Raw genomic sequence first — 25,140 nt, 5'->3', positions numbered from 1 at the left:
CTATTTACGAGGCTCAATCACTTTCAGGCCTACGACCTAACTGTCTACGCTTAACCCAATGGATTACTCCGTTGAGTCCAAGACTCGCTATTGATGGCTTGGTTAGAGCCTTATCAAACAGGGGTTCCACCTGTTAAATGACACGACCTATGCTCGGTCGCTCCGAAAGCCTTAGTTGCACTTATGTAAGTAAGAAAGTTGATTTATACTTTCTTACTTACCGAAAAAAGCGCCCGATTCAAGGGCGCTTTTTTATTGAAATATCCTTTATCCTTCCAACAATAGGTTTTCCGGTTCTTCAAGCAGCTGCTTCAATGTGACGAGAAAGCTTACGGCTTCTTTTCCGTCTACAATACGGTGATCATAGGAAAGAGCGGTATACATCATCGGTCGATTTTCCATTCGTTCTTTATCAATGGCGACCGGGCGATACTGGATGGTATGCATGCCGAGGATCCCGACTTGCGGCGTGTTCAAGATTGGGGTGGACAACAAGGAACCGAAAACACCGCCGTTGGTGATCGTAAACGATCCTCCCTGTAAATCATCGAGCCCCAATTTATTATCCCGGGCTTTCTTCGAAAGTCTGCCAATCTCGTCCTCGATGCCGGCAAAGCTCAAGCGGTCCGCATCGCGAACAACCGGCACAACGAGACCTCCCTCGGTAGAGACTGCCATGCCAATATCATAAAAGTTCTTTTTGACAACATCCTTTCCCTGAATTTCAGCGTTTAAGAGCGGATATTGCTTAAGGGCGCCAATGACCCCTTTTGTAAAGAAGGACATCATACCCAGTTTTGTGCCATCGTGTTTTTCTTGGAAGGATTCTTTTTTGCGTTTCCTTAGATCCATGATGGCAGACATGTCCACTTCGTTGAAGGTCGTGAGCATGGCGGTAGACTGTTGGACATCTACGAGGCGGTTGGCAATCGTTTGCCGCCTTCTCGACATACGTTCGCGTTCCACCGGTTTTCCGCCGAACTCATCGCTCTCTTCTTTTTTCTCAGGAGCGCTTTGTTGGGTGGACGCCTGTTTTTGCGCCGCCTTATTTGATTCATATGATTCAACATCTTCTTTTCGCACGCGGCCCAGCGGATCCCGAACCGGGATATCGGAAAGATTGATGTCTTTTTCCCGTGCAAGTTTTCGTGCGGCGGGAGAGGCAACCACATGTTCAGACGAACCGTCGTCTTGGGTGTCCCCGGAACTTTCTTGCTGCGAAGCGGTTTCGGTTTTCTCTTCTTTTTTCTCCGCTTGCTCTTTTTCCTCTTTATTGGCTTTGGATTCTTCTTCTTTTGATCCGGAATCATCGGATGTGCCACTGCTTCCTTCCGTGGCGTTTTCATCCAAGGTGGCAACGACATCCCCGACGGAGACATCTTCCCCTTCTTCGCTGATGATTTCCTGCAAGACCCCTGACTGTTCTGCGTTCAATTCAACGTTTACTTTATCGGTTTCAAGCTCGGCAACCGCTTCACCCTTTTCAACATAATCACCCGGACTTTTCAACCATTCGGCAATCGTTCCTTCGGTGATCGATTCTGCGAGCTCTGGTACTTTTATTTCTGCCATTCTAGTTTCTCCCTTCTTTGAGGCCTAACGCTTTATCGATAATTCTTTGTTGTTCTTTTTTATGAACATTAGGATCACCTTCAGATGGGCTGGAACGGCGTCTGCGGCCGATATATTCGATGTTAATTCCCTCAGGCAACGTTTCGCGAAGATAAGGTTCGATGTAGCCCCAGGCTCCCATGTTTTTGGGTTCTTCCTGAACCCATTTTGCCCGTTTCACATTTTTATATTTGGATAGCATGGCTTTGATTTCTTCTTTGGGGTAAGGATACAACTCTTCGACTCTGACGATATGCAAATGGTTTACATCTACATTTTCGTCGATATTTTCATGGAGATCAATAGAGATTTTTCCACTGCAAAAGATTAACGTTTCCACGCCATCTTTGTTTTCGCTCGTTTTCGGATCTTCGATCACGCGTGAAAATTTTCCGTCCGTAAACGCTTCGTGCGTGTCGGCAATCGTTTGATTTCTAAGGAGGCTCTTCGGTGTCATTAACACCAATGGCCTAACTTCATCCATTTTCAATGAAGCAGCCTGGCGGCGCAATAAATGGAAATACTGCGACGTATTGGTGGCATTGACAACGTTCCAGTTATTTTCGGCAGCTAACGATAGGAAACGTTCCAAACGAGCGCTGGAATGCTCGGGACCGGCTCCTTCATAACCGTGCGGCAATAGCAGCACAATGCCTGACTTTTGGCCCCACTTTGCTCTGCCGGCTGAGATGAATTGGTCAAAGATGACTTGTGCGGCGTTGTTGAAATCTCCATATTGTGCTTCCCAAAGTACCAACGTATCCGGGGCTTGCACGTTGTACCCATACTCAAAGCCTACAACCGCAGCCTCCGACAACGGACTATTATGAAGGGCAAAGGATGCCTTAGCCGTCGACAACGTATGCATTGGCGAATGGTTGTCCCCGGTTTCTGCATCATGAAGAATGAGGTGGCGATGGTTAAACGTTCCCCGTTCCGAATCTTGTCCGGTCATTCGGATCGGTGTGCCATCGGAAATAATGGATGCAAAAGCAAGAGCTTCGGCGTGCCCCCAATCAATTTTTCCTTCGGTAAAGGCTGATTCTCTTCGGTTAAGAATTCGTTTTAACTTGGAAAAGACCGTGAACCCTTCCGGGAATTGCAACAATTCTTCGTTGATTTGTTTGAGTGACTCGTAATCAACGGTGGTGTCAATGTCGGGCAAGCCTTTTTCAATTTCTTCAGGAGGTTCTGCTTTTCCGGGAGCTCTGCTTTCCCCGGAAACCTTTTCGTATTCTTTTTCCAGTTTTTTTTGCATCTCCTCCTGGATGGCTGTTTGTTGGCCTTCTTCGATAACCCTTCTTGCTGAAGTTTATCGGCATAGAGTGCCCTTGCCGTTTCATGCGAACGAATCGTGCCGTATAGCTGCGGTTGTGTGGCGGCCGGTTCATCCATCTCATTATGGCCGAAGCGGCGATAGCCTACCAAATCAATTAAGAAATCCTTATGAAAACGGCTTCGATACTCGCAGGCCAAATGGACGGCTGCTATACAAGCGTCCGGATCATCAGCGTTCACATGGATAATGGGGATCTCAAAACCTTTAGCCAAGTCACTGGAGTAGGTCGTTGATCTGGAATCGTGGCTTTCAGTCGTGAAACCGAGTAAGTTATTCGCGATAATATGGAGGGTGCCTCCGGTTTGGTATCCCTTCAATCGGCTTAAATTCAGCGTTTCGGCTACAATGCCTTCCCCGGGGAAAGCCGCATCGCCGTGCACAAGGATGGCTCCGGCTTTGTTCAGTTCAACATCCGGAAACCCGGTTTGGTTGCGGTCTTCTTGTGCAGCGCGCGCATACCCGGCAACAACGGGGTTGACAAATTCCAGGTGGCTGGGGTTATTTGCTACGCTCACCGTTGTGTACGTGGATGCTTGATTAAATTTTCTGTTTGCCCCTAAGTGATATTTCACATCGCCGGTCCACCCATAGTTTAATGTGGATGCACCTTCGGAAGGGGATTTTTCTTTTCTTGGTGCATTCATGAATTCGGAAAAAATCAGGTTATACGGCTTTCCGAGTACATGGGCAAGCGTGCTTAATCGGCCGCGGTGCGCCATGCCAAGCATGACGTGATTGGCGCCTTCCTGCGTGAAGTGCTGCACCATCTCTTCAAGCATGGGAATCATGGAATCGATGCCTTCAACGGAAAAACGTTTTTGTCCGACAAAGTTTTTATGCAAAAACTGCTCAAATTTCTCGGTGGCCGTTAAACGCTCAAGCAAGTTCCGGCGTTTTTCTCCGGACAAGTCTTCATAAATATCGCCCGACTCGACCATACGGTTCAACCAGTTCCGCTCTTCCAGGTCGTACACATGGTCGAATTCAAAAGCGATGGTCTTTGTATACATCTGTTTTAAATGTAAGATGGCATCAAATCCATCTTCTACATGGCTTGGGGCATCTTTGCAAAGCATATCGGCAGGCATGGATCTCAAATCGTCTTCACTTAATCCATTGTCCTCGGGCTTTAAAAGAGGAGACTCCTCTCCGGGGGCTTCAAGGGGATTCACGTCTGCCAATATATGGCCGAAGGTGCGGATGTTATCCGCTAATTTCATGGCTTTTGCAATCTTGTGCATCGTCGAAGAGGATACTTCTGTCGATGCAGCCGTTGTGTGTCCATTTAACGGCTCCACGGATGGCGCTCCGTGGGCTTGAAACCATTCTTTCAAATCTGAATCTACTTCGTCTGAGTCGTTCTTGTATTTTTCGTACATATCCATCACGTACCCTAGATTAGGTCCGTGAAATGTTTCCCAAGTCTTTTCCGCCTTGGAAACGTTTCTGTCCATCTGCTACTACCTCCAACTACACTTGTTTGCTTCTCAAGGATTGGCGATTTGATTTGTTATTGAGCGTGTTCTAAGGTAACCGGGCTCCGGTATCATCACTCTCCCGTTTCACTTGTCATTCAGGCATGATAAAGTTGGGAAACGCCGTATGCTAAAACGACAAGTTTTTCAAAGTCGTTGCTTCCCTTTTCATGCGAATCGTAAAGTCATCATGTGTTCACAAATTTATTTTAACATGCCCTGTAGCAGGATACAAAAGAAAGGCTGATATTCTTGGCGAAATGCCCTTATTTTTTTAGAAGAAATAGCTGAAGTCAATTTGCGGTAATTTTCTTTCAAATATCGACGGAAATCTTGCCAATACGGAAAAAGAAATATAACCAACTGCTATTGGCATTGTTGGACCTTATGCTACAATAAGGTGGAAACTATAGAGGAAATTTTGCTTAAAGAGGTGTGCCGCAATGGCTAGCAAGGACTGATCGTATATCCTGCTGCCCACCTCTGCTATCATTCGCATAATGATTGGAAAGGGTGCATGAAATGATACATACGCTTCTTTTTGATTTGGATGACACGTTGCTATGGGATAAAAAAAGCGTTTCCGAGGCCTTGCTGGCAACATGCAACGAAGCATACCGGCAAGCGGGAGTTGAAAGCGACGCTTTGATGGAAGCTGTGCGAGCAGTGGCACCTTCCCTTTATGAGAAGCAATCGTTTTATCCATTAACAACCGCTCTCGGCATTAATCCGTTTGAAGGGTTATGGGGAACGTTTGATGACATTCATGACGTCCGCCTTCGGGAAATGGGAGCAAACATCCGCATGTACCAGTTTGAAGTTTGGACGGAGGCATTGAAAAAAGTAGGCATTGAAGATTTTTCATTGGCGCGGGAGCTTTCCAAACGCTTCATTGAATATAGGGAAACCCTTCCTTATGTGTACGAAGAAACGTTTGAAGTGTTAACAAAAATGAATGTGCCTTACCAACTTGCACTCGTAACCAACGGTGCTCCCAGCTTACAATTGAAAAAGTTGCAAATGACAAAGGCGCTTATTCCCCATTTTGACCGGATCATTATTTCCGGAGCTTTTGGAGTGGGGAAACCTGATCCATCTATCTTTTCCCATGCACTCCACCAACTGGACACCGAGCGGAATCAAACCGTCATGATTGGGGATAATTTGCATACGGACATAGTTGGCGGCAACCGCTCCGAACTCAAGACGATTTGGGTGAACCGGGATGATGCCGAACCCGATACATCGATAGTGCCGGACGTTGAGATCTCTACTTTGCGTGAGCTTGAAGATGCACTGGATAAGTTGAACGGATTCGAATGAACTTCGACGAAGTTCCGGAACGTTCATTCTTAAGATGAGAGGGGAGAATGCCTCTCCCCTCTCCATCCACTTTTACCCTCCGGAATGTTCTTCTATCCTCTTTTTTCACCCGCGCTTCTATGTTTTTTACCCACGATTTTAGTTTGGAAGTGATCGATTGTCTGAAAAGCAGTTTAATAGTACGCACATGCTTAAATTTCTTCTTCCCTCCATCATTGGAATCATTGTATTTATTACGCCGATTACCGTAGACGGGGAGCTCACCATACCGATTGCATGGTTGGCCGAAACCCTTAACGCCTTGCTTTCACCGATCTTGGGGGAACTTATCGTAATTCTTACCGCCATTTCGGTAGTTGGAACGGTGATTTATCGTTACCTCCATCCGGAATGGATGCGGCGTTCATTTTTTGAATCCCTTTTTTCCGTGACGCCCGTATGGTTTGTCATACGGATCATCGGATTTATATTCGCGGTTGCCATTCTCTTTGAGTGGGGACCGGCATGGTTTTGGGGGGATGCAACCGGTGGAGAAATCCTTGGACTGGCCTCCTTTTTGCTCACGATCTTTTTGTTTGCCGGTCTCTTCTTGCCGCTGTTAATGAACTTTGGTCTGTTAGAGTTTGCAGGGGCATTGCTGCACGTTATTATGCGGCCGCTTTTTACGATGCCCGGCCGTTCGTCCATCGACAGTTTGGCTTCATGGCTCGGGGATGCGGCCATCGGTGTATTATTAACAAACCAGCAATATGAACAAGGCTATTATACAAAACGGGAAGCAGCCGTTTTGGGAACAACATTTAATATCGTATCCATTACATTTACCATCGTCGTTCTCGGGTATCTTGAACTGACCCATATGTTCCTCCCCTATTACATGACGATCATCATCGCCGGCTTTGTCGCCGCTATTATCATGCCGCGGATTCCGCCGCTTTCAAGAAAAAGCGAAGACTATTATCCCCAGGCGGAACCGAAAAAACGAAATGAAAATCCCGATCAATCGGCATTCACCCGCGCGTGGCGTGGTGCACTCGCGCGAGCTACTCATGCCAGCGCACAAGAAGCGGGGAAAAATGGCTTCAGAAACGTTTTGGAAATGTGGTTAGCCGTCATTCCCATCGTCGTAACGCTTGGTACGACGATGATTATCATCGCCGAGCATACACCGGTTTTTCAATGGCTCGGCCTTCCTTTTATTCCGATTTTGGAACTGATGCAAGTGCCAGAAGCACAGGCTGCATCGGAAACAATGTTGATCGGATTCGCGGATATGTTACTTCCGGCATTGATCGGCGCTGATATTCAGAGTGAAATGACGCGTTTTATCATCGGCTGTCTTTCGATTACCCAGTTGATCTATATGTCTGAAGTCGGCGGAATGATCCTCGGTTCAAAAATCCCGATTACCTTTTGGGAACTGGTTATGATTTTCTTGTTAAGGACAATTATTACGTTGCCTATTATCGTTTTATGTGCACATATTATTTTTTAGCGGCATCCCCGTTTACTTAGGCGTAGTAAACGGGGATGCTTTACTTATAAAGTGCGATAATGACCTGGAGTTGTCTTTTTATTCTTTCTTTTATAAAATTGAAGGCATTAGAAAGATATTCACTAAATGAAAAAGAGGTGTAAGTGTTTATGGATCGCTCCTTTCGTTTTTCGCACGAACTGCGGGTACGGTACTCGGAAATTGATGGGCAAGGCATCGTCTTCAACGCCCATTACATGACGTATCTCGATGTTGCCATGACTGAATATTTTCGAACGGTGCTTGGTGAAAACTGGTTGGAGAAGTATAAAAACACATTTGATATCGCCCTCGTAAAATCCACGCTGGAATTTCAAAGACCGGCTCGCCTCGATGAACAACTGTCTATTTGGTGCAGCGTAAATCATATTGGAACCAGCAGTTTCACGGCTGCTTTTGAAATCACGAAGAAAAATGATCCTGCCATCTTGCTGAAAGCAGAACAAATTCACGTGAATTATGATGCTTCCGAGGCAACATCCGTCCCTATACCTGCAGACGTTCGTTCGCTCATGCAGCAATATGAAGGGCATTAAAAAAGGCTTTCCTTTTTTCGGGAAGCCTTTTTTAATTGGTATTTTTTTGCAAGCGTTTTTCAAACTTGTAGATTTGCAGATCTTCATGATTTTTTTCGTATTGTTTCAGTTGACGCTTAAGTTTATTTTGGCTCATCGTTACCGGCACAATACGTTTACTGACAAGTGTTTGCCGCAAATATTCAAGATGGCCGACACTTGTATAATCTTTTTCATCGACCAGGTGCAAGTAACGGTCAAAGACATCTGTGAGCGAGTCTCCCCTTAATGCCAATCCACCGTAACGTTTTTGCATACGCTGTAGGTTACTAATCGCCAAATGATTCAAGAGCACATGGGCAAACAACGCTTCATGGCCGTTCAAATCGAATCCCTGCCTGCGCAGGTACTTAATGAAGACTAAGAGCTCGTTTTGGTAGAAGCGTCCCTGGTCGTGGCCGCTTTTTTTGAAAAACTGTTTTGAAGATATTCGCTGCTGATCGGCGGTCTGCAAAAATTGATGAAGCTTCCGTTCCATTTCGGGACGCAGTAAAAAAACCGGCATCGTCATATTAATAAATCGGGGCATCTCCCGCTCAAGGATCGCAAGCTGTTCATTTTCCCGTATTCGTTCATGGACATTCATTTGACGACGCCATCTGGCAAATGTCTGTAGCCGTTGTTTTCGTGCCGCTAACATTAGGGATCCCCCTTTTTATCGTGATTGATTTTTCGTGTTCAGTGAGCAATCCTTGAGTAGTATAGCACAGTCATAATAAAAATAAAACAGAGGATATAAAAGAATATAGACAAAAATTGAATCAAATGAAGTCACAGCAGATTTAATGATGATATATCCCTAATAATTAGAACTTACCCCATATATAATCGGATGATCGCATAAGAAAAACTTGACTCTCGCCATAAAGGTTTGGCGAAAAGCCAAGTTTTCTAATGCCGATCATTCCTCTTCAGAATCAGCGAGCAACGAGGTTTCCACCCACTGATCGAATTGGCGTTGAGCATGTAACCCGAGAAGATAAACGGCACCCACGTGGGCTTCTGTCTCCTCCCTGAGCCTTTCAAAACCTGTGGGCTGTTCACGTTCAATGATTCGAAAACCCGCCCCTGCCACTTGTTTATCCTTTAATGTCCGATCGAGAAATGCTACGCTATCATCCAACGCGTGGCGACCGGTGGCGAGCACTTCGTAAAAGGATAAAAACCCATGCATGACGCCTTCGTATCGAATGGCCTCTACGGGAACCTCTTCTTCGTGGAGTTTATGGGCGTACAGTTCACCTTCATCTCTGAGCGGATCAAATTCAGCCGTTGCAATAAATGCCGGTGGAAGATCTTCGCCTACCCCTTCATCCAGGGGGGAGACATATGGGTTTTCCCACATTTCTTCCCCGGGAGTATACGAATCTCGTGCTTTTTCCATTACCGTTTTTGACAACAAATAATTGCCGCCTGCATATTTATCGCGAGTTTCCAATGGTCGGTCATGGAACGTCGTCAAAGGGTAATAGAGAAGCTGGGCCGTTAAATCAGGCCCTCCTTCATTGCGTGCTTTCATTGCTGTTACAGTAGCAAGGTTGCCGCCGGCACTATCCCCTGCCACAACCATTTTTTCTTTTGATCCGCCTAGCTCCTCAGCTTGTTCATACGTCCAAAGTAACGCGTCATAGGAATCATCGACTGCTTTTGGAAAAACATGTTCCGGTGCCAGCCGGTACCCAACACTGATCACAATGGCATTTGAACGATAAGCGAGCGCACGGACGATATTGTCATGGGTATGAATATTCCCATACCCTTCCATAAAAGCGCCGCCGTGGTAATACACGATGATAGGAGCATTTTCGGCATCGGCGGGCCGGTGCATGCGCCCCGGCAATACAGTGCCGTCACTCACGGGGATTTGCAAGGATTCATGCTCGAAAGCAGTTCCACCGGAAGCATTGCTGCCGGTTAAAAACGATGGTGGGGTCAGTTGTTCATCAGGAATGACCAATTGATTGTTAATGGCATGAAGAATCACTGCTGTTTTCGATGGCAGATCCCCTTCAGACGTTGTTGCCCATCCACTGACGAAACTTGATAATATAATGCAAAATCCGATGGCAATCTTGAAGGATGCGGAAAAAATTTTTCTTTTCATATTGTGCAGCGTTCTTCGCCATACCCCCCTCTCTTTTTTACAGTGTATCATATTTCTGATAAATTTGTGAGACTTTATTTCATCATTTCACATATTTACACATATTCTTGCGAAGGTTGATGCTTATGGTTAAGATAACCAACATTGGAAAAGTTATGCACTTAAAAAAACGCCGGCTCTGGGGGGAGAGCTGGCGTTTTCCTTTATTATGTACGCATGGTTCTTTTTACACTTATAAATCACTTAGGCCGATGCTGATTTCCAATGCTTGCTTAACCTTTTTCATCATCTCATCGTCCAGGTGGGTAATTTTATCCGTTAGACGCTGTTTATCTATCGTGCGGATTTGTTCCAAAAGCACGACGCTGTCACGGTCGAACCGATGCTCTTCAGCGTCGATTTCCACATGTGTCGGCAATTTTGCTTTTTTAATCTGTGCGGTAATCGCGGCTACAATGACGGTTGGGCTGAAGCGGTTGCCTATATCATTTTGAATAATAAGGACCGGTCGGACACCGCCTTGTTCCGAGCCGACAACCGGAGATAAGTCTGCAAAGAAAACATCCCCCCGTTTGACGCTTTTCTTTGCAGTTGGATGTTGAGACTGATTCGAATTATTCACGTCATCCATTCACCTCCTTGTTATATTGGATGGCATGCCTGTTTGATTCTGATATGTGGGATGCTTCCCATTCCGCATAAGCGAAGCTTTCGGCGATCGACCGGTTTAATTCTGCCATCTCAATATACCCTTCCTTTAAGTCAGCGCGAAGGTGCTCCTTCTTTTTCCGTGCAATATACCGTTGAACCAGATGGCGGAAAAATCGGTTCTGTTCGTTTTCGTTTAGGTGCTTGATTTCACTGAAGAGTTCATCTGTAAGTGGTACGGAAATTTTCTCTGAATGCATGGTCCCCAATGCCCCCCAGACATGTATTCCACACCATTATAAGCGAAAATCACATGGGATTAAAGATTTTTTGCGATAAGTTTCCTTAAAAAATAATTTCACTTATCAATCAGGGTGACCCCATCCTTATTCTTTCATGCATAGATACTTTCATTTGATCTCATACTATTTGTTGAAGGAGTTAACAGAAAAGGAGATGAATATCATGCGCTTAATGAAAGGATCTTTGGTTATCATTTTGCTCATGCTTGCCATTTCGGGTTGTGGGAGTGAGAATGCTGAAGATCTGGAGGATGACCTTGCAAGAATGGAATATGTGTCGAACCCGGGGGTTGAACATAATGAATTGTATCGAAGAGATCTGCATGATACGACAAGCGATCATGATGAAATAAAAGAATACAGTAATCATTACAGTGCTTTTTTAGAACAATTCCACGAGGAGCTTGAAAGCCTTTATGGGTATGTGGATGAATTAGATGAGTCTGGCACAAAGGCGTCCGTAGGACGTTTATCCGGTTTGGTGGACGACATCACGGATATGCCCACTCCCCCTGAGTTTTATGATCTTAGGGATGTTACCTTGGGATCTTTGGTGGAAATGAATGCAGTTGACAAAAACATCAGCGAATGTACGGATGGAGGCACGGAAGCCTGTGATCTTACACGCAGTTACACAGAGAACCTAACGGAATATTTACGAACGATGGAGTATACGCATCAAGCAAAATTAGACGATTTTGGATTAGTGTCTTGATCTTTTGCGACTCATCTCCTTAAAAAAACTTGGCTTTCCGCCCAGCCTCTGGCGGAAGCCGTAGTTCTTCTTATCCTTTATGAAGGATACTCAGGAACGCTTGATGGCATTTGCCCGGCTTCCGTTATCCAGATAACGTACGTGGGCATGTCCTTTTTTCCGCCGGTACATCATCACCCCCACTGCGAAAAGGGTAAGAAACAGAGAAGCTACTTGGGCCATCCGTATATGTTCCGTTAGCATTAAACTGTCCGTTCGTAAACCTTCGATAAAGAATCGTCCGATTGAGTAATAAAGAAGATAGGTTAAAAACAATTCTCCTCTGCGTAGATTTACCCTCCGCAGCAACATTAACCCGATAAATCCCGTGAAATTCCACAGGGATTCATATAAAAACGTCGGGTGATAATACGAGCCATTTATGTACATCTGATTAATGATAAAATCCGGTACATACAAGCCTTCCAAAAATACTCGTGAAACGGGACCTCCATGGGCTTCTTGATTGATAAAATTCCCCCATCGGCCAATCGCCTGGGCCAAAATCAAACTAGGCGCCATAATGTCGGCGAGCTGCCAGAAAGAGTGTTTTCGAACGTACGCAAATACAACCAGGGTCAGTACAGCCCCTATCAATACCCCATGCATAGCCAGCCCGCCTTCCCAAACGGCAAAAACCCTGAAAAAATTTTCCGTATACTGTTCCCAGTTAAAGAATACATAGTAGGCCCTGGCAAAAAGAACCGATACAGGAAAACCGATAAGCAGGAGATCGACAAAGGTATCTTTCGGAAGGCCGCGGCGTATACTTTCCCGGACTGCAAGATATAAACCGATCAGTGCACTGGCTACAATAATGAGCCCATACCAATAAATTTGTATCGGCCCTAATTCAATGGCAACCGGATTAATCGCATCCATACGCTTCCTACTCCTTCGTTTACTTGATTTGTTTTTGATGTGCTTGATTCTGTTCCAATATTTCTTCATACTCAAATTCAAACAACCACATTAAAGCTTCGATAACGGTTCCGAAGATGCGCATCATTTCATGTAACCTCCTCTCATTGAACCAGCCAAGCCTTTCTTACGACATCGGAACTTGGGGAATAATCTTTCCTTCTATCCGTTGGAAAATATCATCCAAATCCGTTCCCGTAATCGTCAGTCCATGGTTTTTAAGCCCAATCACCGCTCTCGAAGGTTCAGCGGATTCCCGCACCAATTCGGCCACCGTCTCTGCAAGTTGGATTGTTCCGCAAGGATAATTCACCGGGGTGGGGTCAACACCGTCTATCCAAGCATGGATATGCACGATGGCTCCTACGTCAGGGTGTTCTTTGTAAATCATCCAATGCTCAATCGCATCTACAGATGCTCTTTTAGGTGTTGTGTTCGGGGGAATGCTGATTTGCATAGCATTTTTTTCCGAATCATACCCGGTGATATAAAGCATATCCCTTCCCACCGTTTTCATGTTCGACTTATCAATGCCGCTCGCGCTCATCCAGAAATGGTCGCTATTTTCACGACTGCTTAGATTCCCGTAACTCAACCCCCAATGCCATACAGTTTTTTTAAATGCCGCATATCCCTGGAAGACAAATATTCCTCAATTGGAAATGGCGCGGGCAATAAGTTCATGTCATCCAGTTTTTTTCCGCCTAATGCCATTTTTTCTGTCACTTCGTTGCCTTTTGCCAAACCGTCAAATAAATCTTCATAAAAATCGTTATCGATGACCAGCCGTGATGTAGCTAACGGCTCTAGCCTTTCAAATATGTGTTGGAAAAAAAGATCTGTTCCTTCTTCCCGGTTGTAAGGTTTGCTGTAGAAGCCTTGTTCGGGCGTGATAAAATAAAGGGTTGTGCCTTCGGCATGATGAGAAATAAAAATCAAATGGTTGGCGAGGGATCGAATTAAGTATGGATATGCTGATTTAAACACATCATCCGCTTCCTCATCATTTTCCACCACGGAAACAACAAACGTGGACTGGGAATTTCTGCGGAAATGACGGGGGTTTTCAGGATCAATGAGATTGAACACCAAATTGATGGAATCAACGGGTTCATCATGATAACGATAACCGGCCGTTTCGAATTCATTGATCATCCCTTCGGTTAACCATGACAAAAATGGACTTTCCGCTTTCCCGGCCACCGTGAAGTTTTTCATGAATGAATCCTCCTTGATTGTTTTATTTGTGATTAGGTCTATCAATAATGCGTTGGAAATCTGGAAGAAATACCATTCATATTTTAACCGTACAGAAAGTTGGTATACGTTTTCCCGGTATTTTTAAGAAGTCGTTTAGGCATAATAAGGAATGAAGTCAGTAAGCGGAGTGAGCAATCATGGTTTATTGGTTATTAAAACCAATAGGAATAATGGTTTTATATTTTTTGTATAAAATAAAAATGGTCGGGCAAAAACGAATTCCTAATGGCCCTTTTATTATTGCCGCCAATCACCAAAGCTTTTTCGATCCGATTATTCTTTCCGGCATGTTCAAGCGCCCAATTCATTTTTTGGCAAAAAATGAATTGTTCAAACTTCCGTTTCTCAACTGGCTTTTACGCCAGTTGCATGCCATTCCTGTTGATCGTAAAAGCGGTGTTGTTATTCGTCCGGTCCGCCACTCCTTAAAAGTCATTGGGCGCGGGGAATGCTTTGGCATTTTTCCCGAAGGAAAAAGATGCAAAATAGGAGAAACGATACAGCCCAAAAAAGGAGTGGCTTTTTTGAGCCGGAAATCTTCTGTGCCGATATTGCCTGTTTCAATTGTCTGGGGAAACAAAACATTAAAGCGGACCCCGGTAACCATTGTCATTGGAAATCCTATCAATCCAGATCATTTTCCGAATACCAGCAATAATGCCTTGTCGCAATTGGTCATGGACCAAATTAAAGATCTCACGGAAAAAGAGACAGCAAGAATTAACGCTTCAGAAGATAATGAAAGAACTCCCCGTTATGAACGATGAGTCCTTCCTTTGAAAGGGGTGATTGCTTTGTATCATTTTATTGTCAATAAGGGCTCCGGAAATGGTAAAGGTTTTATAATTTGGAACATCATTGAAAATATACTTGCTGTTAAACAGTTGAATTATCAGGTTTTTTTTACAAATTACCCTTCACATGCAACGGAGATCAGCAAAGAAATTAAAAACGGGGTTATTATTGTCATCGGCGGAGACGGGACCATTCATGAGGTAATCAACGGATTAATACGATCGAATACCTCCATAGGGATCATACCTGCCGGTTCGGGAAATGATTTTGCCCGGGCGCTTGACATCCCCATGAATGCAGAGGAGGCATTCGATTGGATTTTGGCAGGAGATGAGCGAACGGTTGATATTGGGCGAATCGGAGATAAAAGTTGCGCTACCGTTATCGGAATCGGTTTTGACGGGAAAGTGGCCCAAACCGTTAACGCTTCTAGAACGAAAAAATGGATGAAGTTTTTTCGTTTAGGGAGAATGTCTTACATCTTCAGTGTTTTTAAGGTTCTGTTTGGGTATAAACCCGCCGATATTTCAATAACAATCGATGATAAAACAGAAAAAATGAAGGATGTATGGCTGGTTGCTGTTGCTAATTTTCCTTATTATGCAGGGGGAATGGCCATTTGTCCGAATGCAAAAGGGGACGATGGTTATTTAGAACTCTGTGTGGTTCATGGAATGTCGAAGTTCCAATTTGCGCGAGCATTCCCCGGCGTATATAAGGGAAAACATGTAAGCCATCCATCCATCAAAATGCTAACCGGAAGGCAAATCGAAATTTCTTCCTCGTCAGCCATGATCGTGCATGGAGACGGTGAAATTATTGGGGAAACGCCAATAAAAATTAATATTGAAGAAAATGCTTTACGCGTTATTTAAATGGCGTTTATTAGTTCGTCCAGTCGTCGCCCAATTGTTGTAATTCATACTCGATGTCCTCAAACCATTGATGTACGCCGAATTCGCCATCGGAGTTTGCTGTTTTCTCGGCCGCGCGAATACGGTGTACCGCTCTTCGATCCGTATGCCATTCAATATCCTCTTCGTTCACTAGGGATGATACTGCCCGTTCCAAATGTTCATCATCCACGGAAGCGCCTTCGATACCTATATATAAACGGCCGTCGTGCGAAACGACGTACGCGTCGGATACAGGTTCAAGCCTTTCAATTTTTTCTTTTACGGTAGCAGGGTTTTCTCGTTCTCCTTCATATGCTTGGTTAATTTCTTGCACTTGATCACGAAGGCTTTCGCTGTCATCATTTAAGCGCGGGTGATCGTTAATCCGACCTGTCTTCACGGAGTTGAGCCGGTTTTTATGCCAACCATAATCCCTTTGGCTGTCGACATCCTGTGTGCCGGTCCTTGTTAAATTCCCCGGCCCTTCATCGGGTACCATCAAATCAGAGGCGGGACCGAGATGATCATTCAAATTTATGCCAAGCTCAAGCTCGGGATTGTAATCTTGTCTGGTATGCCCGGTTTCATGTTGAGCTTGGACACAACCTGTGATAACGAATACTGTAACCAACGCCAAGATGAGGAGCTTTGTTTTCATTCAGGCCATCCTCCTTTCTTACCGTTTAGGGTAACCGATTGTACACGTTTAACATCCGGAAATTAAAACACGCCAAAAATTACATTTAATCCGCAAAAAGTGTAAATAAGCCGTTGCAGTTCATAAAAAAATTTGATATTATACATATATAAATACATCCAGCTTCTTCTGAAGTGGGAGTAGAGGAGCAGAGACCATCAGTACGTATGCGTAGGGAGTGTGGGATCCTTGTGCGTTTACGGAAAGGGGTATTTGCCGAAGCTAGGAATGACTCACGCATTCCGAAGCTGGTCTTGCATTAAATAAGTGCAGGGCTGTCATATAGCAAGAGGCTATATGGAGGGCTATCTCACGCATGAAGTGCTTCTGGTTATCAGGAAGTGTTCATGCAGCAATGAGAGCGCTCATTGCTGTTTTTTAATGAACGTCCATTTTCCGGTTTCTAGTTGGACGCCTACACTTTCTGGCCAAATGCACATAAACTGATTTGTGTAAAGCCCCTCATGGAAAACATCAAAAATATCAACACGAGGGTGGTAAAAAATGAATGTAGGACGATTGGTTACAGCGATGGTTACTCCTTTTGATGACAAGGGTGAGATTGATTTTCAGGACCTCACAAAGTTGATAAATCATCTGATTGCGAATGGAACAGAGTCAATTGTTGTTGCAGGTACGACAGGGGAATCACCAACGTTATCCAAAGAGGAAAAATTGTCCTTATTTAAGCATACGGTAAAGGTTGTGAACGGAAGAGTCCCTGTCATTGCCGGTACAGGGACCAGTGATACCCGTGCTTCGACCGCGCTCACAAAAGCAGCGGATGAAGCAGGTGTCGACGGCATTATGCTCGTCACCCCTTATTATAGCAAGCCTTCCCAGGAAGGGATGTATCAACATTTTAAAACAATCGCGGCCAGCACGGATTTACCGATCATGCTATATAACGTTCCCGGCCGAACTGCTGTCTGTTTAGCGCCGGAAACGATTATCCGTTTGTCGAACATCGATAATATCCAAGCCGTTAAAGAAGCAAGCGGGGATACTGACGCGGCTTCCTTCATCATTGAAAATGCCCAGGAAGGTTTTAAACTATACGGTGGGGACGACAGCTTAACGCTGCCTCTTATGTCCATCGGAAGCAGCGGAATTGTTTCAGTCGCTTCTCATATTGTCGGAAAAGGCATGTCGCAAATGATACAGAATTTCATGCAAGGGCATGTTCAAATGGCAGCCAAGCAACACCGAGAATTATTGCCCGTCATGAACGCCATGTTTATGGCACCAAGCCCCGCTCCGGTGAAAGCGGCATTGGAAATGCATAACATCGTATCTGGCAATCTGCGTTTGCCATTGCTCCGCTTAAATGATGAGGAACATCAACTTTTGTATCAAACCCTGCAGCCAAAGGCTACTTTTTTCGTCAGCTAAAAGCAAGGATTAGAAAACTTGGCTTTTCGCCAAGCTTTTATGGCGAAAGCCTACTAAAAAAGAGAGCGGCCAATGAGATGGTCGCTCTTTCTGTATGGCTTAGCTTATACCGGCAAAACTTGGACATATCCTTTATATGAATCGAGGAGCATGCATGCTACGTAAAGTGTTGATTTTCCCCATCGAATTGTATCGGCGTTTCATCTCTCCTTATACGCTGCCAACTTGCCGTTTCTATCCGACATGCTCACAATATGCGGCCGAAGCCATTGAAACACAAGGAGCATTCAAAGGTATCCTCCTTGCCGTTATTCGAGTGAGTAAGTGTCATCCTTTTCACCGTGGCGGTTATGATCCGGTTCCGACGAAGAAAAACAAAAAGGACTAGCCGACCGGCTTTTCATAAATTCCCCGATCGAAGGAAGTGAATGTCTCTATCCCGTCCTCTGTCACTAAAAGCGGTTCTGTAATCTCGATTCCGAAGTCATCAAACCAGATGCCCGGCATGAGATGAAAGGCCATATTGGGTTCCAATATGGAATGATCGCCTTTTCGGAAGCTAATGGTATGCTCCCCCCAATCCGGAGGATAGCTCAATCCGATGGAGTAACCTAATCTGGAGGCTTTCACATAGCCATGTTTGGCAATCGAGTTACTCCAGATTTCTTCCACTTCTTCAGCGGTTATGCCCGGCTTCATATGCTCAAGTGTATCCGCAATCCCTTCATTAACGACCTTTCCGACGTCACGAACATAATCCGGAGCTTTGCCGAGAACCATCGTTCTGGCCATCGGTGTATGATAACGTTGACAACAACCGGCGATTTCCAACGTTAGAAAATCGCCCTCTTTATACTTTTGATCGGTCCACGTCAGGTGGGGACTTGCCGTATACTTCCCGGATGGCAACATTGGAACGATGGATGTGTAGTCCCCGCCGAAATCATCGCTGCCGTAAATTTGTGCATGGTAAATCGCTGCTGCCACTTCATTTTCCCGAACACCTACATCTGCTTTATCATAGGCTGCTTGCATGGCATTTTCCACAATATATGCAGCTTTTCGCATATATTCGATTTCGGCATCACTTTTGATCACCCGCACCCAATTAACAAGGGAGCTCGCGTTTTTAAACTCAGCATCCGGAAGCCCAAATTGCAGGCGTTCGTGGCACATGGCCGTATAATAAAAAGCATCCATCTCCACACCGATTTTTCTCGTATCCTGGCCCAAGTCATTTAGGACGTGAGCGACAAAATCCATCGGATGTTTAATCGTTGACTGCACAAATTCATCAGGATAAGAGATAATATGAGAGTCGCTTAACCAAGTGGTTATTTTTGCTCCTTTCGCGTCCATTTCCCGACCGATCCAAACAGGTTCATCTTCATCAATAAAAACGATGACGGCCTGATGGACATAAAAGCTCCAGGCATCATATCCCGTGATATAACACATATTCGATGGATTGGAAAGAATCAAGACCTCTACCCCGTATTCCTGCATTTTCTGTTTTGTTTTGTTCAACCTCGTCACAAATTCATCTTTCGAGAACATATATCTCCCCCTCTTATCCCTTAAAAAAATGTCATGAATAAGCCACCACACCCCTAGGGATGTGGCAGGCAATGACGCATCATGCTACTCCAACCTGTTATTATTCATCATCTTCGATCTTAAAGCTCACTACCCGCGGTTCCGTCATATCCATGATTGCATTGTGAACGCCTTCGCGGTTGATGCCGGACCCTTTAACTCCGCCAAAGGGCATTGCGTCCACTCGGAAATCACTGCTGTCATTGATGATAACGCCGCCGACATGAAGGTCGTAAGCTGCCTTATGGGCTGTTTGCAGATGATTGGTAAAGACGCCTACTTGCAGGCCAAAATTGACTTCATTTGCCGATCGAATGGCCTCCTCATAATCGGAGAACGTATGAAGGGAAGCGACAGGACCAAAAACCTCATCTTTATACAATGTTGAATTTTTAGGAACGTGTTTTAACAAGGTTGGATGCACAAAACAGTCTTTATGATCGCCTCCGAGAAGTACTTCCGCTCCTTGTTCTTTTGCATTCTCAATGTCCGTCATAATGCTTTTTGCTTCTTCCTCTGAAATCACGGGCCCCATATCGGTCTCTTCACTCTTTTTATCACCGGTGCGCAGTTGCTCTGCTTTTTGTATAAATTTTTCCGTAAAGCTTTGTTCAACTTCTTTATGGACAAATATTCTTTGTACGCTCAAGCAATTTTGTCCACCTGCTCCGTATGCCCCGGCGACAGCAGCTTCTGCCGCTTTGTCCAAATTGGCATCTTTAAACACGAGAAACGGCGAATTAGAGCCAAGTTCCATGCTCAGTTTTTTCAAGCCTGCATTTTTGGCGATTTTTTCACCGGTCTCTAATCCTCCGGTAAATGTGATCATCCGAACTTCTCTGCTTTCAAGCAATGGAGGGGTTACTTCACTCCCGCTTCCGGTGATCGTACTCATCACTTTGGCAGGTAATCCTGCTTCGAGCAGTTTTTCCGTGAGCCATAAAGCAGATAACGGCGTTTGGGTTGCAGGCTTGAGAATAACAGCATTTCCCCCTGCAATCGCGGGAGCAATTTTATGAACAACAAGATTCATCGGGTCATTAAATGGGGTGATCGCGCCTATAATGCCTAATGGAAAACGAAAGGTGTATCCGTGTCGGTCGGCATTGCCGGATACCTGGTCAAAATTGATCGTTTCCCCAGTCAATCGTCTGGCCTCTTCTGCAGCCAAACGGAGGGTTTCAGCAGCACGGCTCGCTTCTGAACGTGCCTCGTTAATCGTTTTAATTCCTTCTGTGGCAATGAGCTGGGCAGCTTCTTCCACATTGTCGTCCACGAGTTTCGCGCTTCTCGCGAGGATATCTATCCGTTGTCTCGTCGTAAGTTCGGCAGCAACCTTTTTGCCTTCAATAGCCGTATTTAATGCTTTTTCCATATCTTCGGCTGTGCCTTTTGGGACGGTGGCAATGATTTCTCCGGTACCTGGATCATCCACTTCGATCACTTGTGATCTATGTGTCCATTCTCCTGCTAAAAACATTGCTTGCTTTTTCATCAATTCAACCACCAACCTTTTGTAAAGTGAATGCTAAAGTTCTCTACCCTTTATTGTTCACTTTTACACATGTGGACAGGAACTTAGCTCCTGCCAATGGTGAGGATGTCATTAAGCACCGCGTATCCGGTTTCGGTAATTCCTGCGCCTGCACCGGTAAGTGTTATTTCCCCTAATAAATCACATTGATAGCTAATGGCATTTGTCGGTCCCGAAATGCTCGCGAGGGGGTCTTCATCATCCAATTTTTCCGGTCGAACATACCCTTCCACTTGCTTTCCGTTTTTTTCAATGGCACCGATTAGTTTCCATGTTTTTCCTTGCCTTTTTGCTTCTGTAATGTCTGCTTCTGTTAGATGAGAAATACCTTGACATGGAATATCGTCTCTCGTCACGTTTCCTCCCATGAGAACATTCGCAAGAATAACGACTTTGCCCTGGACATCATACCCTTTGACATCATTGGTTGGATCAGCTTCCGCATAGCCTTTCGATTGGGCATTTTTAAGGGCAGATTCATATGGAATGCCCTTTGCCATCTCAGCAAGCATACTGTTTGTGGTCCCGTTTAAAATGCCGCGTATCTTCTGAATGTCGTTGCCGGCTAATGTTTCCCTCGGCATGCTTAAGGCGGGAGTACCGCTCATAACAGTACCTTCGAAAAACATGCCAACATTATTTCTTGCAGCTAGCTGTTGCAATTCCCGATAGGCGTTTACCACCGGCCCTTTATTTGTTGTGACCACATGTTTGCCGGAGGATAATGCCGCCGTGCAATGATCAATGGCAGGTTGCCCGGTTTCTACATCTGTAGGGGTAAGTTCCACAACGACAGTTGCATTCGATTTTTTAACCGTTGTCATAGTGTCCCATCCCTTTTCCAATCCCGGCTCATCCGTATAATGGTGAAGGGTGCCGTCCTCTTGAAGACAGGACAAGACTTTGTCCATATCCAAACCGCTGTCATTATGCAACGTTCCTTTTGAAAGGTCTGAAATCGATACTACCTCAATGGATTGCCCATACTGTGTTTGCAGGGCTTCTTTTTTTTCATGGATAATATTCAAAAACCCTTGGCCGACACCGCCGAAACCTAATAGCGCAACTTTGTGATCCATCTGCGACTCCCCTCTTTATCATTTTCTGAATGTAGCTTATAGCGTTGACGAACGTCTATCCATGATTCATTTTTTCTAATGGAAAGCCATTAGTCCTCATGGTCGATGTAGTCAAATATCATGTGCTTTGCGGAGATATGGGGATATCGGCGAAAGTCCGATCCTCCTTTTCGCGTTTTTATATGTGTTGATGCCAAAATAATCCTTACTCCCATGATACGACCTACTAGTCAAATTTATATCTTGTTTCAAGTTTTTCCAAAATTTTAAGCGCTTCGTCTCCAAATGCATCGTCTCTTGTTTTCATTTTTTTCATTTCCTCATCAAGGGCCGATCGCAAACTTTCTTTATAGGCGGGAACTTCCTCATGGTATTCTTGTACGGTTACCGTGGGCACCCATGTTTTTTCATATTGAGCCAAAGCGTTTCTCTCATGAAATAAAGGAACATTGGTATCGAAACCTTGATGCAGGTCTCCTTGCATTGGATGTTTGAGAACAGCCAGCACCTTTAATAATGTGCGATCCCCTTTTTCCTCTATTTTCTCTCCGACATATACCCCAGTTTTGTATTTTCCCTGGATAATCATGATTCACACCTCTTCTCTCTTTTAAGCTTTCCCTATTGTTATCTTAAGAGATTTTATAAGCAATCAGCAATGATTTCGATTGTGCATGCATAATCTTTTCCTCTTTATGGAAGCTTATATATTACTTGGTATATTATTACGGTACGTGAAATTTTAGATTGGAGGGGCAGCAGTTGAATTGGACAGCCTTGTATGGACAGCTTTTGAAAATAGGCGCAAGCGTTGGTTTGAGCATTGTCATATGCCTACACTTACAGCTACCTCCCTTTTTTGCTGTCCTGGCGGCTGTTCTCGCCTGGGACCCTCTAGGGAGGGACGCGGTTCAAAACGGGTGGAGCCGACTGCTTTCTGCTTGTGCGGGAGCAGGATTTGCTTTGTTGTTCTTTTACACGCTCGGTGCGCATCCAATTGTTTATGCCTGCGTCACCGTCATTACGCTTGCCTTTTGTTATTACGCGAGTGTTGGCAAATTCCGGGCGATTGCCTCGGTTACCGCTATTGCAATATTACCGACAATGGCCGGCGCGGGGCTTTACGAATATATCACGCGAGTGATGAGCACATTAGTCGGCATCATCCTATCTTCGGTCCTGAACATCGCCTTTGATCAGCCAACCTCGATGACACCTTTCAAAATAAGAAGCGAAAAATACTGGAGCCAGGGACTCGACCTTCTGGCTTTTATCATAGACGTTGAATTAAAAGTGGGTGACGTTCAGCAGCATCCGGAACGATGGGCGCAGTTCGATGCGATGCGGGCAAAATTGCGACGCCTCATGAAACGAACGGAAAAACTGCGGCCGGAACGTCAATATCTCTCCGCTTCTGATCAACAAGCCTTGCGACTTATCGAAAAACGTCTGTATACGTTGTCCGAACTATTTGAGCATGTACATAAACTGCGTGAACCGAAAAATAAACGGCGAGGACAAACGGACATTCCATTCGTGATCAGAGGCTTCATGCGAATGCCACGCTTATTGCCAACCTTAAATGAAAGGGAAGTTCGGCAGTTGTTCGTTTGGTTCGAGGAATTGATGCTGCGTGAGAACAATCATATGCTCGCGTGTGGTTACAGCATCCCTCCTGTTCATGAAGTGGCAGGCGAGTGCATGCACACCTTAAATGTTTCCCGAATATGGGAACAAGAAAAAGAGCAAGAAGATGACCTTCCTGCTCCACAGCAAAAGACGATCGCGTCCGTCTCCGCAAAAAACACCGGTGCTTAAGGCAAAATTGTCGATCCGGTTAAATAACGGTCGCACTCCCTCGCGGCTTCCCGTCCTTCATGAATGGCCCAAACGACGAGACTCTGGCCGCGGCGATTATCCCCTGCCGCGAAGACAGCGGTTTGGTTTGTTACGTAATCACCATACTCCGCGTCGACCGCGCCTCGTTTTGTCGTGTTTACACCCATCTGTTCGAGAAGGTCCCGTTCAGGCCCTGTAAAGCCGATCGCGAGCAATACGAGATCCGCTTTCCAGATCCGTTCCGTACCGGGAATCGGCTTTCTTACTCTCTTCCCTTTTTCATAAACGGTATCTGCCTGCACAGCTTTTAATCCTGTCAGATTACCGTCGCCGTCAGTGAGAAACTCGGTCGTTAGCCACTGGTAAGCGCGAGGATCTTCACCATAAACGGCCTCGGCTTCTTTTTGGCCCTCTTCCTGTTTGTACGTCATCGGGAACAGCGGCCATGCATCTTCTTCCCCGCGCACTTCATCTTTTTTCGTGTTAATGTCAAACTGGGTGATCGATTTTGCGCCGTGGCGAACAGATGTCGTGATACAGTCCACCCCGGTATCGCCCCCTCCGATCACAATGACATCTTTATCCTTGGCCGAAATATAATCATCGTTACGTAGACTTGGATTCAGCAATGCTTTCGTATTTTGCGTCAAAAAATTCATGGCGTATTCAACGCCGGTTGCGTGATGCCCCGGTACATCTTCCACCCCCTCGGAACTTGGGCTCCGGTACAGAGAACCACACCATCCACGAATTGTCGCAATTCGTCCCAGCGAAGCGATGTGCCGATATCAACGCCGGTTTTAAATGTTACGCCCTCTTCCTCAAGCAGATGAATCCGTCGCATGACGGTTTCATATGGCAATTTCACATCCGGAATGCCATAGGTGAGCAACCCGCCGATCCGATCTTCTTTTTCATAGACGGTCACTTCGTGACCGGCTCGGTTTAGCTGGGCGGCTGCCGCCAAACCGGCCGGACCGGAACCAATAACCGCCACTTTTTTGCCGGTACGGCGAAGCGGTTGCTTCGCCGTTATCCAACCTTCTCTAAAACCTTTTTCCACAATTTGCAGCTCGACTGATTTAATCGTCACCGGTTCGGCGTCAATGGCGACCGTGCAAGAGCCTTCACAAGGAGCGGGGCATACCCTCCCGGTAAACTCCGGAAAATTATTCGTTTTATGCAAACGCGCAAGCGCTTCTTTCCACTGGCCTCTATACACGAGGTCGTTCCACTCCGGGATGAGGTTGTACACCGGGCAGCCAATTTCATCAGATCCCGGCATATTCGTACCTGCTTGGCAAAAGGGAATGCCGCAGTCCATACAGCGCGCGGCTTGCTCCTGCACCTCCGCTTCCGGAGGCGTCAATTGGTATTCTTTCCAATCGTTCACTCTCTCGCCTGGATCCCTTTTCGGGGGATTTTTACGTTTAATGTCCATAAATCCGGTTGGATGACCCAAGATA

The 25,140-nt window shown here is 45.4% G+C and carries 20 protein-coding genes, 3 pseudogenes and 1 riboswitch; of the genes and pseudogenes, 9 read left to right on the top strand and 14 right to left on the bottom strand.

Going from position 1 to position 25,140, the window contains the following annotated elements; all coding sequences use genetic code 11:
* Positions 1-267: 267 nt before the first annotated feature.
* Together odhB and EPH95_RS01590 are read right to left on the bottom strand one after the other, a co-directional pair.
* Positions 268-1,572, bottom strand: a complete 1,305-nt coding sequence (odhB, locus tag EPH95_RS01595; protein ID WP_142086755.1) for a 2-oxoglutarate dehydrogenase complex dihydrolipoyllysine-residue succinyltransferase — start codon at positions 1,570-1,572, stop codon at positions 268-270.
* Between the two features lies 1 nt (position 1,573).
* Positions 1,574-4,404 (bottom strand): annotated as a pseudogene (locus EPH95_RS01590) (2-oxoglutarate dehydrogenase E1 component).
* A 543-nt stretch (positions 4,405-4,947) separates the two neighbouring features.
* Between EPH95_RS01590 and EPH95_RS01585 the strand changes: the two are divergent.
* The 3 genes from EPH95_RS01585 to EPH95_RS01575 all read left to right on the top strand — a co-directional run bounded on the left by EPH95_RS01585 (position 4,948) and on the right by EPH95_RS01575 (position 7,818).
* Positions 4,948-5,748 carry an HAD family hydrolase gene (locus tag EPH95_RS01585; RefSeq protein WP_142086753.1) on the top strand — a complete coding sequence of 267 codons (801 nt, stop codon included), beginning with the start codon at positions 4,948-4,950 and terminating at the stop codon, positions 5,746-5,748.
* Between the two features lie 187 nt (positions 5,749-5,935).
* Positions 5,936-7,243: a YjiH family protein gene (locus tag EPH95_RS01580; protein ID WP_142091437.1), complete on the top strand. Its 1,308-nt coding sequence runs from the start codon at positions 5,936-5,938 to the stop codon at positions 7,241-7,243.
* 149 nt (positions 7,244-7,392) lie between these two features.
* On the top strand, positions 7,393-7,818 hold the full coding sequence (locus EPH95_RS01575) for an acyl-CoA thioesterase (RefSeq protein ID WP_142086751.1): 426 nt from the start codon (positions 7,393-7,395) through the stop codon (positions 7,816-7,818).
* Between the two features lie 31 nt (positions 7,819-7,849).
* Here EPH95_RS01575 and EPH95_RS01570 read toward each other — a convergent pair whose 3' ends face one another.
* From EPH95_RS01570 to EPH95_RS01555, 4 genes are all read right to left on the bottom strand, one after another.
* Positions 7,850-8,497 carry a hypothetical protein gene (locus EPH95_RS01570; protein ID WP_142086749.1) on the bottom strand — a complete coding sequence of 216 codons (648 nt, stop codon included), beginning with the start codon at positions 8,495-8,497 and terminating at the stop codon, positions 7,850-7,852.
* A 261-nt stretch (positions 8,498-8,758) separates the two neighbouring features.
* Positions 8,759-9,961, bottom strand: a complete 1,203-nt coding sequence (locus EPH95_RS01565) for an alpha/beta hydrolase (protein WP_142086747.1) — start codon at positions 9,959-9,961, stop codon at positions 8,759-8,761.
* Positions 9,962-10,193: 232 nt separating this feature from the next.
* Positions 10,194-10,583 (bottom strand): type II toxin-antitoxin system PemK/MazF family toxin, encoded by a 390-nt coding sequence (locus EPH95_RS01560; protein ID WP_227004002.1) that lies wholly within the window; start codon positions 10,581-10,583, stop codon positions 10,194-10,196.
* Between the two features lies 1 nt (position 10,584).
* The gene (locus EPH95_RS01555; protein ID WP_142086744.1) at positions 10,585-10,869 is read right to left on the bottom strand and encodes a hypothetical protein; all 285 of its coding nucleotides are present in this window, start codon (positions 10,867-10,869) and stop codon (positions 10,585-10,587) included.
* A gap of 205 nt (positions 10,870-11,074) precedes the next feature.
* Here EPH95_RS01555 and EPH95_RS01550 point away from each other — a divergent pair, with 205 nt between their 5' ends.
* Positions 11,075-11,626, top strand: coding sequence for a hypothetical protein (locus tag EPH95_RS01550; protein WP_142086742.1), 552 nt, complete (start codon positions 11,075-11,077; stop codon positions 11,624-11,626).
* A 90-nt stretch (positions 11,627-11,716) separates the two neighbouring features.
* Here EPH95_RS01550 and lgt read toward each other — a convergent pair whose 3' ends face one another.
* The gene (lgt, locus tag EPH95_RS01545) at positions 11,717-12,547 is read right to left on the bottom strand and encodes a prolipoprotein diacylglyceryl transferase (RefSeq protein ID WP_142086740.1); all 831 of its coding nucleotides are present in this window, start codon (positions 12,545-12,547) and stop codon (positions 11,717-11,719) included.
* Between the two features lie 166 nt (positions 12,548-12,713).
* Positions 12,714-13,804, bottom strand: a pseudogene (locus EPH95_RS01540) (class II aldolase/adducin family protein).
* A 179-nt stretch (positions 13,805-13,983) separates the two neighbouring features.
* Here EPH95_RS01540 and EPH95_RS01535 point away from each other — a divergent pair.
* Together EPH95_RS01535 and EPH95_RS01530 are read left to right on the top strand one after the other, a co-directional pair.
* Positions 13,984-14,613 (top strand): lysophospholipid acyltransferase family protein, encoded by a 630-nt coding sequence (locus EPH95_RS01535; RefSeq protein ID WP_142086738.1) that lies wholly within the window; start codon positions 13,984-13,986, stop codon positions 14,611-14,613.
* A gap of 18 nt (positions 14,614-14,631) precedes the next feature.
* Positions 14,632-15,516 (top strand): diacylglycerol/lipid kinase family protein, encoded by an 885-nt coding sequence (locus EPH95_RS01530; RefSeq protein ID WP_319592835.1) that lies wholly within the window; start codon positions 14,632-14,634, stop codon positions 15,514-15,516.
* A gap of 10 nt (positions 15,517-15,526) precedes the next feature.
* Here EPH95_RS01530 and EPH95_RS01525 read toward each other — a convergent pair whose 3' ends face one another.
* Complete coding sequence (locus EPH95_RS01525; protein WP_142086734.1) at positions 15,527-16,195, bottom strand: YhcN/YlaJ family sporulation lipoprotein; 669 nt, start codon at positions 16,193-16,195, stop codon at positions 15,527-15,529.
* A gap of 172 nt (positions 16,196-16,367) precedes the next feature.
* A riboswitch (Lysine riboswitch) is annotated at positions 16,368-16,550 on the top strand.
* 188 nt (positions 16,551-16,738) lie between these two features.
* Here EPH95_RS01525 and dapA point away from each other — a divergent pair.
* Both dapA and yidD read left to right on the top strand, forming a co-directional pair.
* Complete coding sequence (dapA, locus tag EPH95_RS01520) at positions 16,739-17,626, top strand: 4-hydroxy-tetrahydrodipicolinate synthase (RefSeq protein WP_142086733.1); 888 nt, start codon at positions 16,739-16,741, stop codon at positions 17,624-17,626.
* 154 nt (positions 17,627-17,780) lie between these two features.
* Positions 17,781-18,014 carry a membrane protein insertion efficiency factor YidD gene (gene yidD, locus EPH95_RS01515; protein WP_142086731.1) on the top strand — a complete coding sequence of 78 codons (234 nt, stop codon included), beginning with the start codon at positions 17,781-17,783 and terminating at the stop codon, positions 18,012-18,014.
* Here yidD and EPH95_RS01510 read toward each other — a convergent pair.
* From EPH95_RS01510 to kapB, 4 genes are all read right to left on the bottom strand, one after another.
* On the bottom strand, positions 18,011-19,183 hold the full coding sequence (locus EPH95_RS01510) for a M24 family metallopeptidase (RefSeq protein ID WP_142086729.1): 1,173 nt from the start codon (positions 19,181-19,183) through the stop codon (positions 18,011-18,013). The genes yidD and EPH95_RS01510 overlap by 4 nt on opposite strands.
* Before the next feature lie 100 nt (positions 19,184-19,283).
* A complete protein-coding gene (locus tag EPH95_RS01505) occupies positions 19,284-20,717 on the bottom strand; it encodes an aldehyde dehydrogenase family protein (protein WP_227004001.1) in 1,434 nt (477 codons plus the stop codon).
* A gap of 83 nt (positions 20,718-20,800) precedes the next feature.
* Positions 20,801-21,835 (bottom strand): homoserine dehydrogenase, encoded by a 1,035-nt coding sequence (locus EPH95_RS01500; protein WP_142086727.1) that lies wholly within the window; start codon positions 21,833-21,835, stop codon positions 20,801-20,803.
* A gap of 226 nt (positions 21,836-22,061) precedes the next feature.
* Positions 22,062-22,424, bottom strand: a complete 363-nt coding sequence (gene kapB, locus EPH95_RS01495) for a kinase-associated lipoprotein KapB (protein WP_142086725.1) — start codon at positions 22,422-22,424, stop codon at positions 22,062-22,064.
* Positions 22,425-22,597: 173 nt separating this feature from the next.
* Here kapB and EPH95_RS01490 point away from each other — a divergent pair, with 173 nt between their 5' ends.
* Positions 22,598-23,653, top strand: coding sequence for an FUSC family protein (locus EPH95_RS01490; protein ID WP_160141541.1), 1,056 nt, complete (start codon positions 22,598-22,600; stop codon positions 23,651-23,653).
* Here the strand turns inward: EPH95_RS01490 and EPH95_RS01485 are convergent.
* Positions 23,650-25,136: pseudogene (locus tag EPH95_RS01485) on the bottom strand (glutamate synthase subunit beta). The gene EPH95_RS01490 and the pseudogene EPH95_RS01485 overlap by 4 nt on opposite strands.
* Positions 25,137-25,140: the final 4 nt, after the last annotated feature.

This window comes from Salicibibacter halophilus (assembly GCF_006740705.1).
GTDB lineage: Bacteria > Bacillota > Bacilli > Bacillales > Marinococcaceae > Salicibibacter > Salicibibacter halophilus.
The sequence above is the reverse complement of the archived record's forward strand: the minus strand, read 5'-3'. Positions and strand labels throughout refer to the sequence as shown.

What these genes read in the sequence shown, in the direction of transcription:
- EPH95_RS01570 (WP_142086749.1), bottom strand. Translation starts at nt 8,497, where the DNA reads ATGTTAGCGGCACGAAAACAACGGCTACAGACATTTGCCAGATGGCGT.
- EPH95_RS01500 (WP_142086727.1), bottom strand. Translation starts at nt 21,835, where the DNA reads ATGGATCACAAAGTTGCGCTATTAGGTTTCGGCGGTGTCGGCCAAGGG.
- EPH95_RS01525 (WP_142086734.1), bottom strand. Translation starts at nt 16,195, where the DNA reads ATGAAAACAAAGCTCCTCATCTTGGCGTTGGTTACAGTATTCGTTATC.
- EPH95_RS01580 (WP_142091437.1), top strand. Translation starts at nt 5,936, where the DNA reads ATGCTTAAATTTCTTCTTCCCTCCATCATTGGAATCATTGTATTTATT.
- lgt (WP_142086740.1), bottom strand. Translation starts at nt 12,547, where the DNA reads ATGGATGCGATTAATCCGGTTGCCATTGAATTAGGGCCGATACAAATT.
- odhB (WP_142086755.1), bottom strand. Translation starts at nt 1,572, where the DNA reads ATGGCAGAAATAAAAGTACCAGAGCTCGCAGAATCGATCACCGAAGGA.
- EPH95_RS01505 (WP_227004001.1), bottom strand. Translation starts at nt 20,717, where the DNA reads ATGAAAAAGCAAGCAATGTTTTTAGCAGGAGAATGGACACATAGATCA.
- yidD (WP_142086731.1), top strand. Translation starts at nt 17,781, where the DNA reads ATGCTACGTAAAGTGTTGATTTTCCCCATCGAATTGTATCGGCGTTTC.
- dapA (WP_142086733.1), top strand. Translation starts at nt 16,739, where the DNA reads ATGAATGTAGGACGATTGGTTACAGCGATGGTTACTCCTTTTGATGAC.
- EPH95_RS01550 (WP_142086742.1), top strand. Translation starts at nt 11,075, where the DNA reads ATGCGCTTAATGAAAGGATCTTTGGTTATCATTTTGCTCATGCTTGCC.
- EPH95_RS01535 (WP_142086738.1), top strand. Translation starts at nt 13,984, where the DNA reads ATGGTTTATTGGTTATTAAAACCAATAGGAATAATGGTTTTATATTTT.
- EPH95_RS01555 (WP_142086744.1), bottom strand. Translation starts at nt 10,869, where the DNA reads ATGCATTCAGAGAAAATTTCCGTACCACTTACAGATGAACTCTTCAGT.
- EPH95_RS01510 (WP_142086729.1), bottom strand. Translation starts at nt 19,183, where the DNA reads ATGTTCTCGAAAGATGAATTTGTGACGAGGTTGAACAAAACAAAACAG.
- EPH95_RS01585 (WP_142086753.1), top strand. Translation starts at nt 4,948, where the DNA reads ATGATACATACGCTTCTTTTTGATTTGGATGACACGTTGCTATGGGAT.
- EPH95_RS01575 (WP_142086751.1), top strand. Translation starts at nt 7,393, where the DNA reads ATGGATCGCTCCTTTCGTTTTTCGCACGAACTGCGGGTACGGTACTCG.
- EPH95_RS01565 (WP_142086747.1), bottom strand. Translation starts at nt 9,961, where the DNA reads ATGAAAAGAAAAATTTTTTCCGCATCCTTCAAGATTGCCATCGGATTT.
- kapB (WP_142086725.1), bottom strand. Translation starts at nt 22,424, where the DNA reads ATGATTATCCAGGGAAAATACAAAACTGGGGTATATGTCGGAGAGAAA.